Below are 15,619 nucleotides of genomic sequence, written 5' to 3'. Positions count from 1 at the left end.
CGGAGTCGAAGATCGTGGAGACGCTGATCGAGGAGGCCCTGAAGATCGCCGAGCAGATGGAGAAGGACGGCATCGTGTCGGGAGAACCGGCCGTCACCGTGAGCTGAACAACACAGGACCGACAGGAGTCACCGCAATGACCATCGCGGAGTCCGCGTCGAAGCCGTCGCGGGCCGGGGAGTTCGACCTCGGTGCGCTGCTGGCCGAACGGGGAGCCGAGCGCTACGAGTTGCACACCCGGTACCTCAACCACCAGCTCCCGCGCATGCTGCACACCATCGGCTTCGACAAGGTCTACGAACGAGCCGAGGGAGCCCATTTCTGGGACGCGGACGGCAACGACCACCTGGACATGCTCGCCGGATTCGGGGTGATGGGCCTGGGGCGCCACCACCCCGTGGTCCGCAAGGCGCTGCACGACGTCCTCGACGCGTCGCTCGCCGACCTCACCCGCTTCGACTGCCAGCCGCTGCCCGGTCTGCTGGCCGAGCGGTTGCTCGCGCACAGCCCGCACCTGGACCGAGTGTTCTTCGGCAACAGCGGGACGGAGGCGGTCGAGGGCGCGCTGAAGTTCGCCCGCTACGTGACCGGCAGACCGCGCGTCCTGTACTGCGAGCACGCCTTCCACGGACTGACCACCGGCTCCCTGTCCGTCAACGGCGAGTCCGGCTTCCGCGACGGCTTCGCCCCGCTGCTGCCCGACACGGCGGTACCGCTCGGCGACCTGGACGCGCTGGAGCGGGAGCTGGCCGAGGGCGATGTCGCCGCCCTCATCGTGGAGCCGATCCAGGGCAAGGGAGTGCACGAGGCTCCGCCCGGCTATCTGCGCGCCGCGCAGGAACTGCTGCACCGGCGCAAGGCGCTGCTGATCGCCGACGAGGTGCAGACCGGACTCGGGCGGACCGGCGACTTCTACGCCTACCAGCACGAGGAGGGAGTCGAGCCGGACCTGGTGTGCGTGGCCAAGGCGCTCTCCGGCGGCTATGTGCCGGTGGGGGCCACGCTCGGCAAGGAATGGATCTTCCGCAAGGTCTACTCGTCGATGGACCGGGTGCTGGTCCACTCGGCCAGCTTCGGGGCCAACGCCCAGGCGATGGCCGCGGGCCTCGCGGTCCTGTCGGTCATGGAGAACGAGCACATCGTCGCGCACGCCCGGGCCACCGGAGAGCTGCTGCGGTCCCGGCTCGCGGCACTGACCGAGAAGTACGAGCTGCTGGCCGAGGTCCGCGGCCGGGGCCTGATGATCGGCATCGAGTTCGGCCGGCCGCGGTCGCTCAAGCTGCGCGGCCGCTGGGCCGCGCTGCAGGCCGCGCGCAAGGGGCTCTTCGCACAGATGGTGGTCGTGCCGCTGCTGCGGCGGCACAGGATCCTCACCCAGGTCTCCGGCGACCACATGGAGGTGATCAAACTGATCCCGCCGCTGATCATCGACGAGCGGGACGTGGACCGGTTCGTGGGCGCCTTCACGGCGGTGATGGACGACGCCCACGACGGCGGTCTGGTGTGGGAGTTCGGCAGGACCCTGATGAAGCAGGCGGTCGCCGGCCGGTGAGACACTGGCCCCGTCCGGCCGTGCTGCCTGCCGGGTCGTGACACCCGCCCCTTTTTGCCCGTGAGGCAAGAAATTTGCCCCACGGGCAATAATGCTGCTGAATGAGGTCATGAGCACCCCCGAGAGCGAGCCGTCGGCCGAACCGGCCGCCGCGCTTCCCGCGGTCGCGCCGCACCTGCGCGCACTGCGCCGCCGGGCAGGTCTGACCCTGGAGGCCGCGGCACGCGACGCGGGGCTGTCGCCCGCCCATCTCTCCCGGCTGGAGACCGGGCAGCGCCAGCCCTCGCTGCCCATGCTGCTCTCCCTGGCCCGTATCTACGGTACGACCGTCTCGGAACTGCTCGGTGAGACGATCGCCGACCATGACACGGTGCTGCGCGCCGCTGAGACGGAGCCGACCGTCGCGGGCGGCTGGACGTACCGGCAGGCCGGCTCCCCCGGGCGCGGGATGCAGGCCCTGCGGGTCGAGGTTCCCCACGGCTCCCAGAGCGGCATCGTGCGGGTCCACCCGGGGGAGGAATGGCTGTACGTCCTCAAGGGGCGGCTGCTGCTGCGCCTCGGGGACGCGCTGCACCGGCTGGCCCCGGGCGACAGCGCGCACTTCGACTCGCTGACCCCGCACCGTATCGCCGCTCAGGACCCCGACGGGGTCGAGCTGCTCTTCGTGCATACCCTGTTGCAGAGCCCCACGGCCGCCCTGTGCCTGGGCCCCACCCATGGAGATGTGTCATGAAAGACCTGGAGGAGAAGTTCCCTCGCGCCCTGTGGGTGAGGCTGTTCGTCTACGTCGTGGTGGGGCACCTCTTCGCGGCCTTCATCTATCTGCTGTTCGCGCTGGGCGCGAAGCAGTAGCCCTCGGAGCCCGTCCGGGCGGTGCCCCCGTGAGGCACTGCCCGGACGGGTGGTCCCTCAGTCGAGCAGGCGCTCGCGCAGTCGCTCCCGGCTTTCGGGGGTGAGCCCGAGCGCCGTCTCGAGGTAGGGGTCCACGCCGCCCCAGGTCTCCTCGATGGTCTCCAGGGCGGCGGACAGATATTCGGCGCGGGCGTCGAACAGGGGGTCGAGCAGCTCCATGACCTCGGGGGAGTAGGCCGAGGCGGAGCTGCCGCTGCGACGCACCTTGTAGCGGCGGTGCTTGGCGCTGGACTTGAGGTAGTCGTCGAAGATCGCGTCCCGCTCCACGCCCAGGGCGAGCAGCGTCACCGCCACCGACAGGCCCGCGCGGTCCTTGCCCGCCGCGCAGTGCATCAGCGCGGGGGCGCCTTCCTCGGTGAGCGAGCGCAGCACCTGGGAGTGCTCGGCGGTGCGTTCCCTGACGATCGCGCGGTACGAGGCGATCATCCGGCCCGCCCCCTTGCCGTCGGCGAGGATCGAGCGCAGCTGGTCCAGGTCGCCGTCGCGGACCATCCTCCAGAACCGGGCGCCGTCGGCCGGGTCGCTCAGCGGCAGGTTCACATGGCGCACGCCGGGCAGTTCGATGTCGTGGCCGTCCAGCTTCTGGTCGGCCGCGTTGCGGAAGTCGAAGACGGTGCGCAGTCCCAGGGAGGACAGGAAGTCGGCGTCCGACGCGGTGGCGTGGGCGAGATGACCGCTGCGGAACAGCACGCCGTGCCGTACCCGGCGGCCGTCCACGGTCGGCAGTCCGCCCACGTCTCGGAAGTTCCGCACTCCGGTCAGCTCGGGTTCGGTCGACGGGATGTGCTGCGTCACAGGGGCCCCTCCCTCTCGCCGTCGGCGGGGAGGCGCCGACGGGTGTCACTCGACGATACGACATGCCTGTCGGGGGCAATGAGTTGTCCGCGGATCGGTCGGCACGGGCGTTCCGGGCCCGCCGTCCGGCCGGAGCGGAGCGCCCCCGATCGGGTAATTGAAGGCGTTCTGTCCGTTTAGTTCCATTCGACACAACGTGCCCCGATGGAAGGGGATATGGGGAGGGTGTGGTGAGCATCGTCATATCGGTGACGATGCGTTGTCGCCATGTTCACGTAATTCCGGTGTTTCGCAAGGGAATTCGGGGGGTGCGGGAAATCCGGGGCGACTCTGTGTGACGGAATTCAGGTCAATGGGGCACAGAAAAGGGCCTTCGCTCGGAACATCGCGCTTGTCCCTTTGTGGCGTGGTCGCCTACGTTCGCCATCGATCCGGACGGACGCCTAATCCTGCCGCCGCCCGGAGCCCGCACACACTGACCCGTGTACGGCAGGAGCGGGGGACCCACAGGTACCACCGCCTGTTCCGGTCTCCGGAACAGGCTCGGGGTTAAGTCGCGTCTCGACGCGGCCGGGCATCTCCAGTCCGAACCCGACAGCTCACCTCGTAGGCGCCGGAGAGGAATTCGTCATGCCCGCAAAGGGTAAGCACCGCCGTCCCCGCGCTCTGCGTTTCACCCGTTCCATCGCCGTCGCCGGCACCGGTGGCGTCGCGCTCGCCCTGCCGCTTCTCGGCGCCACCGGAGCGAACGCCGCCCCTGCGCAGGCGGCCCCGGAGAAGGCAGTCCAGTCGTTCTCCGTCGCCGACAAGAAGGCCGACGGCAAGAAGGCCGACAGCGGCAAGGACGGCGTCGCCCGCACGTACATCGTGAAGGGCGGCGACTACCTGGCGAAGATCGCCGAGTCCGAGAACATAGACGGCGGCTGGAAGCAGCTCTACGCCGACAACCGGGAGGCCGTGGGTGACGACCCGTCGCTCATCCACCCCGGTCTGAAGCTCTCCGTCGACGGCGAGGCCGCGACGAGCACGCCGAAGAAGTCGGCCTCTTCCGGTCCTTCCGGTTCCCTGGGTCTGCCCTCTTCGTCCGCTCCGTCCTCCGCGCCGAAGCAGTCCGAGCAGTCCGCGCCGAAGGCCTCCTCCGGCGCCACGACCGCGAACCGGGCCGCGAACACCTCCGCTTACAGCTCGCCGGTGCCCGGTGGCGGCCTCGGCACCGCCTACAAGGTGGCCGGCAGCATGTGGTCCAGCGGCTACCACACCGGTGTCGACTTCGCCATTCCGACCGGTACCTCCCTGAAGGCCGTCGGCCCGGGCACCGTCGTCTCCGCGGGCTGGGCCGGTGCGTACGGCAACCAGGTCGTCATCAAGCTCGAGGACGGCCACTACGCCCAGTACGCCCACCTGTCCTCGCTGTCCGTCTCGGCCGGCCAGACCGTGAGCGGCGGCCAGCAGGTCGGCCTCTCGGGGTCCACCGGCAACTCGACCGGCCCGCACCTGCACTTCGAGATCCGCACCACGCCGAACTACGGCTCGGACGTGGACCCGGTCGCCTACCTCGGTGCGAAGGGCATCTCCATCGCCTGACCCCCGCGACGACCCGCCTGACGCACGGCGAAGGCCGGACCCCGATCCCGGGGTCCGGCCTTCGCCGTGTTTCGCCCTCAACGTTCTCGCCGACAGGACTGTTCCGGAATGGGGCAATGCTTCGGGAGTGGCTTATCTCACCGCGCGTCAACCCCTTCCTACGGTCGCGTAGGTCACATTCGAAAGGGAATCATGTCCCCTCGTGGCAGACGATTCGAAGAGTGACAGCACATCAGTGATCGGGTCGTACGTGGCGGTGGGGGACAGCTTCACCGAGGGCGTCGGCGACCCCGGCCCGGACGGGGCGTTCGTCGGCTGGGCCGACCGGTTCGCCGTACTTCTCGCCGACCTTCGCCCCGAAGGCGACTTCCGGTACACGAATCTCGCGGTGCGCGGAAAACTGCTCGACCAGATCATGGCCGACCAGGTTCCGCGGGCCGTCGAACTGGCTCCCGCACTGGTCTCCTTCTGTGCGGGCGGCAACGACATCCTCCGCCCCGGCACCGACCCCGACGAGGTGGCCGAGCGTTTCGAGCGGGCTGTGGCCGCGCTCACGGCGGTCTCCGGCACGGTCCTGGTGACCACGGGGTTCGACACCCGGGGCGTGCCCCTGCTCAAGCATCTGCGCGGCAAGATCGCCACCTACAACGGGCATGTGCGGGCCGTCGCCGACCGGTACGGCTGCCCGGTGCTCGACCTGTGGTCCCTGAAGAGCGTCCAGGACCGCAGGGCCTGGGACGCCGACCGGCTCCACCTGTCGCCCGAGGGGCACACGCGCGTGGCGCTCCGCGCGGGCCAGACCCTCGGCCTGGACGTCCCGGCCGACCCGGAGCAGCCCTGGCCCCCGCTGCCGCCGCGCGGCAGCCTCGACGTCCGGCGGGACGACGTCCACTGGGCGCGCGAGTACCTGGTGCCGTGGATAGGGCGCCGGTTGCGCGGGGAGTCCTCGGGGGACCACGTGACGGCAAAGGGGACGCTGTCCCCGGACGACATCAAGGTGAGGATCGCCTCAGTGGCGTAACGCCGGCGGGGACGGAGGCGGCCGCCGGGCCCGGGGGCGGGGTGCGGGAGCAGACGCCCGCACCCCGCCCCCGTGAGGAGCCGGAGCCCCCAGGGCACGTCGCCCCGGGCGGCCGGTTCTGCCCCGTCCGCCACGGCGGTACCGGGCCGTCCGCACATAATGGGATGTCTGACCGACTCCGCTGGGAGGCATCGTGGCCGGTTTCCGTTCCCAGAGCTCCGGGATCCGTGCGCTACGGTCCGCGGCCTTCGGCGCGGACCCGAGCGGAGAGCGCATGGCGCGCATCCGCAGATCCCCGCACTACCGGGACGGGGTGTTCCAGAACCCCGGGGGCCCCACCCGGCCCCGGTCCGAGGGCTCGGCCCGAGACCTGGTGAAGACCTACTTCGACAAGGAGACCCGGTACAACCGCGCGCCGCGCGGCACCGTGCCGGTGCACTCCACCACCCTCGCCGATCTGGCCCGCCCGCCGGTCACCGGGCTGCGTCTCACCTGGATGGGCCACTCCAGCGTCCTCACGGAGATCGACGGTCAGCGGGTCCTGTTCGACCCCGTGTGGGGCGAGCGCTGCTCCCCGTTCCCCTTCGTCGGACCCCGGCGGCTGCACCCGGTGCCCCTGCCGCTGGCCGCGCTCGGCCCGGTCGACGTCGTGGTGATCTCGCACGACCACTACGACCACCTGGACCTGCCCACCATCAAGGCGCTGGCCGGCACGGACACGCTGTTCGCCGTGCCGCTCGGGGTGGGTGCCCATCTGGAGCACTGGGGCGTGTCCGCCGACCGGCTGCGCGAACTGGACTGGCACGAGGCGACGAGGGTCGGCGGGCTCACTCTCACGGCCACCCCGGCCCGCCATTTCTGCGGCCGGGGACTGCGCAACACGCAGCACACCCTGTGGGCCTCCTGGGTCGTGGCAGGCGCGGAGCACCGCGTGTACCACAGCGGCGACACCGGCTACTTCGACGGTTTCGAGGACATCGGCGCCGACCACGGCCCGTTCGACGCGACGATGATCCAGATCGGCGCGTACTCGGACTTCTGGCCCAAGGGCAGGCCGGACCCGATCCCGGGGCCTGGTTCCTGGCCCGAGATCCACATGAACCCGGCCGAGGGCGTCCAGGCCCATCTGGACCTGCAGAGAGGCCGTCCGGACGGTGTCTTCCTGCCGATCCACTGGGGCACCTTCAACCTGGCCCCGCATCCCTGGGCGGAGCCCGGAGAGTGGACGATGGCGGCCGCCGACGCGGTCGGTCAGCCCGCCGCCTTCCCCGTGCCGGGCCTGCCCTTCGAGCCCGCGGGAGAGCTGCCGACCAAGACGTGGTGGCGGGAGGTGGGACACGTCCCGAACCACAAGTGGCCGCTGCCCGACCCCCTCACGGGTCCCTCCGCTTCCTCCCCCGAGGACCTGGACCTGGTGGGAGAGGAATGACCTGGGTCAGAAGCTCAGGAGCCCAGGAGCCATGGCCTGTGCTGCTACGGAGAGTGAGAATTCTGTGAACCCTCCTCGGGCTGAAGGAGCCCTGGGGGTCGCCGTGACGGAGGGACCGCGGCCGCCGCGGCGGTCCTGATGGGTGGACGCCGGAAGGGTGAGGGCCGGGGAGCCATGAGTTCCCCGGCCCTCGGCATGTGCCCGTGACCACTTCTGACCAGGTCGGATCGAGCTGTGACCGTTTCGAAGTGACTCCCTGACGGGTTTATCGGTCTGTCGTACGAAGCCTCATACCAGAGCGGGACGCTGTCCGGGCAAGTTTGTCAACTGACCACCGCACGTGATGCGGTGGCGACTACGGTGAGTGTCGGTCGGGCGCATCGCGCCCCGGGGCCATGTCCACCAGATCGGATCAGGGAGCGGGGACCGGTACGTGCAGGCAGAAGGCGGACGAGGGAGCCGACGGGGCGAGGAGTCCCGTCGGCCGGGCCCGGTCGGCGTCTCGGGCGCGACCGGCACCCGGAACCGACGGACCAGTACCAGTTCGAGGACACCGATGCCGGGCTCCCGCGCTCCGGCCTCCCGCACGGACCGGCGGGAGGGCGGACGGCACGGGCGTCCGCCCTCCCGGCCCGCCCTCACGCCCCCCGAGACACAGATACGGCCCCAGCTGCTGCGGCTCGCCGTGCTGCCGCCCGTCGCGGTCGCCCTCAGCGCCTGCGCGGCCGTGTTGTTCACGGTCCGCTCCACCGGGGTGCGGCCCGGCGCCGCGCTGTGGGTCGTGCTCGGCGGCGCGGGGTCGGTGGCCCTCGCCGGCATCGTCATCGCCGCCGTGGCCGCGGACCGCGCCGCCCGCTCCGTGCACGAGAGGGTGGAGAGCCTGCGCCGGAGCACGGCCCGGCGCGAGGCCGACCTGGGCGGCCTGGTGGACGCCCTGCGCCGGGGGGAGGGCCCGCCGCCCCGGGGGCAGCGCGACAGGGCACCGGAGGACGCCGACGACTTCGACCTGCTCGCCGCCGACCTGTCCCGGGCACACGACGGTGCCGTCACCGCCGTCGTGCAGGCGTCCCAGCTCTCCAGTCAGGCGGGCAGCGAACAGAAACTCGAGGTGTTCGTCAACCTGGCCCGGCGCCTGCAGTCCCTGGTGCACCGCGAGATCTCCCTCCTCGACGAGATGGAGAACGAGATCGAGGACCCCGACCTGCTCAAGGGCCTCTTCCACGTCGACCATCTCGCCACCCGCATCCGCCGCCACGCCGAGAACCTCGCCGTGCTCGGCGGGGCCGTCTCCCGGCGGCAGTGGAGCAACCCCGTCTCCATGAGCGAGGTGCTGCGCTCGGCCATCGCCGAGGTCGAGCAGTACTCGCGGGTCAAACTCGTCCCGCCGATCGACGGCACCCTGCGCGGGCACGCCGTCGCCGACGTCATCCACCTGCTGGCCGAACTCGTCGAGAACGCCACGCTGTACTCCGCCCCGCACACCCAGGTGCTGCTCCGCGCCGGCCTCGTCACCTCCGGGCTCGCCGTCGAGGTCGAGGACCGCGGACTCGGCATGCCCATGGGCGAGCAGGAGCGGATGAACGCCCTGCTCGCCGACCCGGACCAGGTCAATGTGGCTGGCCTGCTGGCCGACGGACGCATCGGTCTGTTCGTGGTCTCGCAGCTCGCGAAGCGGCACGGCATCCGTGTCCGGCTGCAGAGCAACATCTACGGCGGAGTGCAGGCCGTGCTCGTCGTGCCGCAGTCACTGCTGGGCGCGGAGCCGTGGGGCGCGGGGCAGGGCACGGGCCGGCCGCGAGAGATCGGCGCGGTGCCGGGCGCGGAGTACGGCAGCGGGCCGACGCCCCGGCCCGGGCACCCCGTGCCCGCGCCCGGAGGTGTCCCGCTGTCCGGGCCCGCCGGGTACGGGACCGGCCCGCTGCCCGATCCGCAGACGGGCTCCGGACCCGGACCACTGCAGGGGCCCGGGGCATCCCGCACCCCGGTGCCGCATGCCGCGGGACCGCGGTCGCACCGCCGCGACCAGGCCACCGTTCCGGCCCCGCCGCCCCCCGACGGGGTGGCGCCCCCCTTGCCGCTGCGCGGTACCCGCGCGGTACGGCCCGATCCGGCCGAGGCGACGCCCGGCGTCAATCCCGACGCCCGGCGGACCCTCGCGGAGAACGGGGCGGGGGCCGCCCCCCTCGCCCCGCGCGACGGCACGGTGCGCGGCACCATGGACAAACCCCGACTGCCCCGCCGCCGCGCCCAGGAGCACCTCGTGCCCCAACTCCGCGACGGCCCCACGCCGCGTCAGGAGACCGAACACGTCGCCGGTCACGATCCCCACCTGATGGCGGCCTTCCAACGGGGCGTCAGCCTCGCCGAAACCCAACAGCCCACGGACGCCGGCCACATGGGGCGCGACGACAACACCGGTGAGCACGCGGTGGGCGACCCCACGGCCTCCGTGTCCATGCTGCCCAGGCTGCCGTCACGGCCCATGGATGCCCACCCCATGGACCCGCTCCACACCACGCAGACCCGTGCCATGGAGCCTCACACCATGGAGTCCCACACCGTGGAGGCACACCACGTGCCCGCGGTGTCCCGGGAAACGCGCGGTGCCCATGACGGGGTGCCCGCGCCCCGCACCGACCACACCGCCCGGGACGACGGGAGCGCACCCGCCGGATGAGCATGCCCGCACCCACCCCCAGCGCTCCCGCAGACCTTCGTACCCCAAGGAGTCGATCCACCATGGCGAGCGATGCGCCGACCGCCCACGTGTCCGATCTCGACTGGCTGATGAGCGGCCTCGTGCAACGGGTACCGCACACGTCGAGTGCCGTGCTGCTCTCCTGCGACGGGCTGGTGAAGTCCGTGCACGGACTCGACGCGGACAGCGCCGACCACATGGCCGCCCTGGCCTCCGGCCTCTACTCGCTCGGCCGCAGCGCCGGCATCCGCTTCGGCGACGGCGGCGACGTCCGCCAGGTCGTCGTCGAACTCGACTCGACCCTGCTGTTCGTCTCCACCGCCGGTTCCGGCACCTGCCTCGCCGTGCTGGCCGGCCGCGAGGCCGACGCGGCGGTGCTCGGCTACGAGATGGCGATGCTGGTCAAGAGCGTCCGGCCGTATCTGATGACCGCTCCCCGGCAGCCCGCCGTCGAACCCCCGGTGATGAGGCCTTGAACGTGGCGGCGGCGGGCGACGGCCCCTGGCTGGACGACGCGGCCGGGCGGCTGGTGCGCCCCTTCACCGTCAGCGACGGCCGTACCCGCCCCACCGTCGAACTCGACCTGATGTCACAGGTGATGGTCACCGGGGCCACCCCTTTCGGCTACCTCGGCCCCGAGCACGCGCAGGCGCTCGACCTGTGCCGCGCGCCCCTCCCGGTCGCCGAGGTCGCCGCCCATCTCAAGCTGCCGGTGGCCGTCACCAAGGTACTGCTGGCGGACCTCGTCGACTGCGGAGGGCTCACCACCAAGCCTCCCGTGTCCGACCACAACCCGACGGACCGGGCCCTTCTGGAGGCAGTGCTCGATGGACTACGACGACAGCTCTGACCGCGGCGCCGGCACCGACCCGTTCCCCACCGCGCTCAAGATCCTCGTGGCGGGCGGGTTCGGCGTGGGCAAGACCACCTTCGTCGGCGCGGTCAGCGAGATCGCGCCGCTCAGCACGGAGGAACTGCTCACCACGGTCAGTGCCGCCACCGACCGGCTGGATGGGATCGAGAACAAGGTCGAGACGACCGTGGCGATGGACTTCGGCCGCATCACCCTGGACCCGGAGCATGTGCTGTACCTGTTCGGCACACCGGGCCAGGAGCGGTTCTGGTTCATGTGGGACGAGCTCTGCGAGGGCGCCCTCGGCGCGGTCGTCATCGCCGACACCCGGCGCCTGGAGGAGTGCTTCGCCGCCGTCGACTTCTTCGAGCAGCGCGGCCTCCGTTTCGTCATCGCCGTCAACGAGTTCGACGGCGCCTTCCGCTACGACCCCCAGGAGGTGCGCGCCGCCCTGGACCTGACCGACGAGATCCCCGTCGTGCGCTGCGACGCCCGGATCTCCAGCTCGGGCGTCCAGACCCTGCTGACCCTGGTATGCCACCTCATCGCCCACGCCCCGGCCCCCGCCACGGGGTATGGCGCCCACATGTGATCCCCGCACACCGTCACGGAGCCCGTATATGTGTTTTGCCCACACCCAGGGAGCCCGCCCATGAGCTACGACCCGCCCCGCCCGGCCGGTCGTCTGCTGCTCACCCCCGAGGACAAGGAGGCCCCGGCCCGCACCCGGCGGCTGCGCCGGCTGGGTCTGGGCGAGCACCCCGAGCCCGCGCTCGACGCCTTCGCGTACGGCCTCTTCGAGCTCACCGGGGCGGCGTACGCCATGGTCAACTTCCTGGGGGAGGACGGGCAGTTCTTCGCCGGTCTGCACACCCCGGCGGTCGCGCCCGTCGTCCGCGGCGACGGCACCGGCGCCCTGCTGGGCCGGGCACTGCCCCGCGACCACGGCTTCTGCCCCCATGTGGTGGCCCGGCGCAAGGCACTGGCCCTGGGGGACGTGAGCGACTATCCGCGGTTCGCGGGCAATCCGGTCGTGGACGAGTTCGGGGTGCGCTCCTACCTGGGCGCCCCGCTCATCGACAGCACCGGCATGGTGCTGGGCACCGTGTCGGTCTCCGACATCCAGCCGCGGGCCTGGGGGCAGGCGGGGCTCACCGCCATCAAGGAGCGGGCCGCGGACCTCGTCGTACGGCTCGAGAACCTCCAGAACCTCGAGAATCCCGAGAACCCCGCACATCTCGAACACGGAGAGACCGACGGGCTGTCGTGGTGAACCCGCTGACCTGGTGGTGAGGATGGGGCCGATGGGGTGACGGCGTGAAGGAAAGCTGTGGCCACGCTTAAGAAATCCTCGATGGACCGGTGAGGGTGGCGTACGGCAGATTGCAGTGCGAATCCACTCCGCTTCCCGGCCTGGGCTGCTCCGGCATGCCCGGGAGCCGGGACTCACCCTCAGGAGCCGTGGCGTTGAAGGCGCTCGTCAAGGAGAAGGCCGAACCCGGGCTGTGGCTCGCGGACGTTCCGGAGCCGGCCATCGGGCCCGGTGACGTGCTGATCAAGGTGCTGCGCACCGGTATCTGCGGCACCGACCTGCACATCCGGTCCTGGGACGGCTGGGCCCGGCAGACGATCAGTACTCCGCTGGTCCTCGGGCACGAATTCGTCGGCGAGGTCGTCGAGACGGGCCGGGACGTCGACGAGATCAGGACCGGTGACCGGGTCAGCGGCGAGGGCCACCTCGTGTGCGGCAAGTGCCGCAACTGCCTGGCCGGACGACGGCACCTGTGCCGCGCCACCATCGGGCTCGGCGTCGGCCGCGACGGCGCGTTCGCCGAGTACGTCGCGCTGCCCGCGACCAACGTCTGGGTGCACCGCGTGCCCGTCGACCTCGATGTCGCCGCGATCTTCGACCCGTTCGGCAACGCCGTGCACACCGCCCTGTCCTTCCCGCTCGTCGGGGAGGACGTCCTGATCACCGGCGCCGGACCGATCGGCCTGATGGCCGCCGCCGTGGCCCGGCACGCCGGAGCCCGCCATGTCATGATCACCGACGTCAGCGAGGAGCGTCTGGAACTCGCCCGCAAGATCGGCGTGAGCCTGGCGCTGAACGTGGGGGAGTCGGCCATCGCCGACGGGCAGCAGATCCTCGGCCTGCGCGAGGGCTTCGACGTCGGCCTGGAGATGTCCGGCCGCCCCGAGGCGATGCGGGACATGATCGCCAACATGACCCACGGCGGCCGGATCGCGATGCTGGGCCTGCCGGCCGAGGAGTTCCCGGTCGACTGGGCCCGGATCGTCACCTCGATGATCACCCTCAAGGGCATCTACGGCCGCGAGATGTTCGAGACCTGGTACGCCATGTCGGTACTGCTGGAGGGCGGCCTCGACCTCGCCCCCGTGATCACCGGCCGGTACTCCCACCGCGACTTCGAGGCGGCGTTCGAGGACGCGGCGAGCGGCCGCGGCGGCAAGATCATCCTCGACTGGACGTCCTGACCCCGGCACCCCCGTCCCGGGCGCATCCGTCCCGGCACCCGTCCGGCACCTTCCTCGGCATCCCCTCATCCGCGAGCACCTTCATCCACCAGGAGCCTTCCCATGTTCGACTCCGTGCGCGACGACCTCCGCACCACCCTCGACGAGATCCGCGCCGCCGGACTGCACAAGCCCGAGCGGGTGATCGGCACCCCGCAGTCCGCCACCGTGAACGTCACCGCGGGCGGCCGGCCCGGTGAGGTCCTCAACTTCTGCGCCAACAACTACCTCGGCCTCGCCGACCACCCCGAGGTGCTCGCCGCCGCCCACGAGGCCCTCGACCGCTGGGGCTACGGCATGGCGTCGGTGCGCTTCATCTGCGGCACGCAGGAGGTGCACAAGGAACTGGAGGCCCGGCTGTCGGCGTTCCTCGGCCAGGAGGACACGATCCTCTACTCGTCCTGCTTCGACGCCAACGGCGGCGTGTTCGAGACACTGCTCGGCCCGGACGACGCGGTGATCTCCGACGCGCTCAACCACGCGTCGATCATCGACGGCATCCGGCTGTCCAAGGCCCGCCGCTTCCGTTACGCCAACCGTGACATGGCGGACCTGGAGCGCCAGTTGAAGGAGGCCGCCGAGGGCGGGGCGCGGCGCAAGCTGATCGTCACCGACGGCGTCTTCTCCATGGACGGCCATGTCGCGCCGCTGGACGAGATCTGCGACCTCGCCGACCGCCACGACGCCATGGTCATGGTCGACGACTCGCACGCCGTGGGCTTCGTCGGGACCGGCGGACGCGGCACCCCCGAACTGCACGGCGTCATGGACCGCGTCGACATCCTCACCGGCACCCTCGGCAAGGCGCTCGGCGGTGCCTCCGGCGGCTATGTCGCGGCCCGCGCGGAGATCGTCGCCCTGCTGCGCCAGCGCTCCCGTCCGTACCTGTTCTCGAACACCCTCGCCCCGGTGATCGCGGCGGCCTCGCTGAAGGTCCTCGACCTGCTGGAGTCCGCGGACGACCTGAGGGTCCGGCTGGGCGAGAACACCGCCCTGTTCCGCCGCCGGATGACCGGCGAGGGCTTCGACATCCTCCCCGGCGACCACCCCATCGCCCCGGTGATGATCGGCGACGCGGCCCGCGCGGGACGCCTGGCGGAGCTGCTGCTGGAACGCGGTGTGTACGTGATCGGCTTCTCCTACCCCGTGGTGCCCGAGGGGCAGGCCCGGATCAGGGTCCAGCTGTCCGCGGCCCACTCCACCGAGGACGTGAACCGCGCGGTGGACGCCTTCGTGGCGGCGCGGGCGGAGCTCGACGCCTGAGCGGAGCGCGCGGCGGCGTCCGGGGGAGTCCGGCCCGGGGGATCTGGGAGAATCCGGTCTCATGATCGAGGCACGGCGGCTCCACATCCTGCGTGCGGTGGCCGACCACCGCACGGTCACGGCGGCTGCCGCCGCGCTGTATCTGACCCCCTCGGCCGTGTCCCAGCAACTCACCGCGCTGGAGCAGGAGACCGGCCACCGGCTGGTGGAGCGCAGCGCCAAGGGGGTACGGCTGACGCCGGCCGGCGAGATCCTGCTCGACCACACCCACGTGGTCCTCGCCCAGCTGGAGCGGGCCGCGGCCGAACTCGCCGCCTACAGTTCGGGCGCGGCCGGCACCCTCACCGTCGCCTCCTTCGCGACCGGGATCGCCCAGGTCGTCGTGCCCGCTCTGGTCCGCCTCGCCGCCACGGCGCCCGGTATCCGCATCCACGTCCAGGACGCCGAGGGCGACGCCAGCCTGCCGATGCTGCTGGACCGGCAGATCGACGTCGCCGTGGCCGTCGAGTACCGGGGAGCGCCGTCCGCCGACGACCCGCGGCTGACTCACGTACCGCTGTACGCGGAACCCTTCGACGCGGTCGTCCCCGTCACCCACCGGCTGGCCGACCTGCCCGAGGTGCCGCTCGCCGAGCTGGCCAAGGACCCGTGGATCGGTCCCTACCCCGGCAACCCCTGCCATGACGTACTCGTCCTGGCCTGTGAGAACGCCGGATTCCAGCCCCGTCTGGAGCACACTTCGGACGACTTCCGCGCGGTGGTGGCGCTGGCCTCGGCGGACGTGGGTGTCGCCCTGGTCCCGCGCTCGGCGCTGCGCGGCACGGACCTGACGGGCGTCGTCGTCCGTCCCGTCGACGGTGCGGCGCCCACCCGCCGGGTCTTCGCCGCCGTACGCCGGGGAGCCGAGGAGCACCCGCTGATCCGGCCCGTGCTGGACGCGCTGAGCGAGGCCGCCGGAGCACCGTAGGCGACCGGCT

At 71.5% G+C, this 15,619-nt stretch carries 15 protein-coding genes and 1 riboswitch; of the genes, 14 read left to right on the top strand and 1 reads right to left on the bottom strand.

The features are described from left to right. Positions 1–136 precede the first annotated feature (136 nt). The 3 genes from JL475_RS25265 (at position 137) to JL475_RS25255 (ending at position 2,404) form a co-directional block, all read left to right on the top strand. Positions 137–1,552 carry an aspartate aminotransferase family protein gene (locus JL475_RS25265; RefSeq protein WP_202280219.1) on the top strand — a complete coding sequence of 472 codons (1,416 nt, stop codon included), beginning with the start codon at positions 137–139 and terminating at the stop codon, positions 1,550–1,552. A gap of 109 nt (positions 1,553–1,661) precedes the next feature. Continuing rightward, on the top strand, positions 1,662–2,285 hold the full coding sequence (locus JL475_RS25260) for a helix-turn-helix domain-containing protein (protein WP_202280218.1): 624 nt from the start codon (positions 1,662–1,664) through the stop codon (positions 2,283–2,285). After that, on the top strand, positions 2,282–2,404 hold the full coding sequence (locus tag JL475_RS25255; protein WP_202280217.1) for a DUF6126 family protein: 123 nt from the start codon (positions 2,282–2,284) through the stop codon (positions 2,402–2,404). Before JL475_RS25260 ends, JL475_RS25255 begins: the two co-directional genes overlap by 4 nt. A 57-nt stretch (positions 2,405–2,461) precedes the next feature. Here the strand turns inward: JL475_RS25255 and JL475_RS25250 are convergent, their stop codons facing one another. Further along, the gene (locus JL475_RS25250; protein WP_202280216.1) at positions 2,462–3,259 is read right to left on the bottom strand and encodes a tyrosine-protein phosphatase; all 798 of its coding nucleotides are present in this window, start codon (positions 3,257–3,259) and stop codon (positions 2,462–2,464) included. Between the two features lie 463 nt (positions 3,260–3,722). Next, a riboswitch (cyclic di-AMP (ydaO/yuaA leader) is annotated at positions 3,723–3,885 on the top strand. A 4-nt stretch (positions 3,886–3,889) separates the two neighbouring features. On the opposite strand from JL475_RS25250, the gene JL475_RS25245 reads away from it, so the two are divergent. From JL475_RS25245 to JL475_RS25195, 11 genes are all read left to right on the top strand, one after another. After that, a complete protein-coding gene (locus JL475_RS25245; RefSeq protein WP_202280215.1) occupies positions 3,890–4,843 on the top strand; it encodes a M23 family metallopeptidase in 954 nt (317 codons plus the stop codon). Between the two features lie 235 nt (positions 4,844–5,078). Next, positions 5,079–5,864: an SGNH/GDSL hydrolase family protein gene (locus JL475_RS25240; RefSeq protein ID WP_202280225.1), complete on the top strand. Its 786-nt coding sequence runs from the start codon at positions 5,079–5,081 to the stop codon at positions 5,862–5,864. A 193-nt stretch (positions 5,865–6,057) separates the two neighbouring features. Beyond that, the gene (locus tag JL475_RS25235) at positions 6,058–7,293 is read left to right on the top strand and encodes an MBL fold metallo-hydrolase (protein WP_202280214.1); all 1,236 of its coding nucleotides are present in this window, start codon (positions 6,058–6,060) and stop codon (positions 7,291–7,293) included. Positions 7,294–7,849: 556 nt separating this feature from the next. Beyond that, entirely contained in the window at positions 7,850–9,970 is a 2,121-nt protein-coding gene (locus tag JL475_RS25230; RefSeq protein WP_202280213.1) for a sensor histidine kinase KdpD, read from the top strand. 62 nt (positions 9,971–10,032) lie between these two features. Continuing rightward, a complete protein-coding gene (locus tag JL475_RS25225; protein WP_202280212.1) occupies positions 10,033–10,467 on the top strand; it encodes a roadblock/LC7 domain-containing protein in 435 nt (144 codons plus the stop codon). 2 nt (positions 10,468–10,469) lie between these two features. Then, complete coding sequence (locus JL475_RS25220) at positions 10,470–10,841, top strand: DUF742 domain-containing protein (protein ID WP_202280224.1); 372 nt, start codon at positions 10,470–10,472, stop codon at positions 10,839–10,841. Beyond that, positions 10,819–11,436: an ATP/GTP-binding protein gene (locus tag JL475_RS25215; RefSeq protein WP_202280211.1), complete on the top strand. Its 618-nt coding sequence runs from the start codon at positions 10,819–10,821 to the stop codon at positions 11,434–11,436. Before JL475_RS25220 ends, JL475_RS25215 begins: the two co-directional genes overlap by 23 nt. A gap of 60 nt (positions 11,437–11,496) precedes the next feature. Then, positions 11,497–12,117 carry a GAF domain-containing protein gene (locus JL475_RS25210; RefSeq protein ID WP_202280210.1) on the top strand — a complete coding sequence of 207 codons (621 nt, stop codon included), beginning with the start codon at positions 11,497–11,499 and terminating at the stop codon, positions 12,115–12,117. 194 nt (positions 12,118–12,311) lie between these two features. Further along, positions 12,312–13,340, top strand: coding sequence for an L-threonine 3-dehydrogenase (tdh, locus tag JL475_RS25205; protein WP_202280223.1), 1,029 nt, complete (start codon positions 12,312–12,314; stop codon positions 13,338–13,340). Positions 13,341–13,442: 102 nt separating this feature from the next. Then, complete coding sequence (locus JL475_RS25200) at positions 13,443–14,642, top strand: glycine C-acetyltransferase (RefSeq protein ID WP_202280209.1); 1,200 nt, start codon at positions 13,443–13,445, stop codon at positions 14,640–14,642. Between the two features lie 61 nt (positions 14,643–14,703). After that, positions 14,704–15,609 (top strand): LysR family transcriptional regulator, encoded by a 906-nt coding sequence (locus JL475_RS25195; RefSeq protein ID WP_202280208.1) that lies wholly within the window; start codon positions 14,704–14,706, stop codon positions 15,607–15,609. Positions 15,610–15,619: the final 10 nt, after the last annotated feature.

It is taken from the genome of Streptomyces sp. M2CJ-2, assembly GCF_016757295.1.
GTDB lineage: Bacteria > Actinomycetota > Actinomycetes > Streptomycetales > Streptomycetaceae > Streptomyces.
This window is presented reverse-complemented; position numbering and strand designations above follow the sequence as displayed.

What these genes read in the sequence shown, in the direction of transcription:
- JL475_RS25265 (WP_202280219.1), top strand. Translation starts at nt 137, where the DNA reads ATGACCATCGCGGAGTCCGCGTCGAAGCCGTCGCGGGCCGGGGAGTTC.
- JL475_RS25260 (WP_202280218.1), top strand. Translation starts at nt 1,662, where the DNA reads ATGAGCACCCCCGAGAGCGAGCCGTCGGCCGAACCGGCCGCCGCGCTT.
- JL475_RS25255 (WP_202280217.1), top strand. Translation starts at nt 2,282, where the DNA reads ATGAAAGACCTGGAGGAGAAGTTCCCTCGCGCCCTGTGGGTGAGGCTG.
- JL475_RS25245 (WP_202280215.1), top strand. Translation starts at nt 3,890, where the DNA reads ATGCCCGCAAAGGGTAAGCACCGCCGTCCCCGCGCTCTGCGTTTCACC.
- JL475_RS25230 (WP_202280213.1), top strand. Translation starts at nt 7,850, where the DNA reads ATGCCGGGCTCCCGCGCTCCGGCCTCCCGCACGGACCGGCGGGAGGGC.
- JL475_RS25225 (WP_202280212.1), top strand. Translation starts at nt 10,033, where the DNA reads ATGGCGAGCGATGCGCCGACCGCCCACGTGTCCGATCTCGACTGGCTG.
- JL475_RS25215 (WP_202280211.1), top strand. Translation starts at nt 10,819, where the DNA reads ATGGACTACGACGACAGCTCTGACCGCGGCGCCGGCACCGACCCGTTC.
- JL475_RS25210 (WP_202280210.1), top strand. Translation starts at nt 11,497, where the DNA reads ATGAGCTACGACCCGCCCCGCCCGGCCGGTCGTCTGCTGCTCACCCCC.
- JL475_RS25200 (WP_202280209.1), top strand. Translation starts at nt 13,443, where the DNA reads ATGTTCGACTCCGTGCGCGACGACCTCCGCACCACCCTCGACGAGATC.
- JL475_RS25195 (WP_202280208.1), top strand. Translation starts at nt 14,704, where the DNA reads ATGATCGAGGCACGGCGGCTCCACATCCTGCGTGCGGTGGCCGACCAC.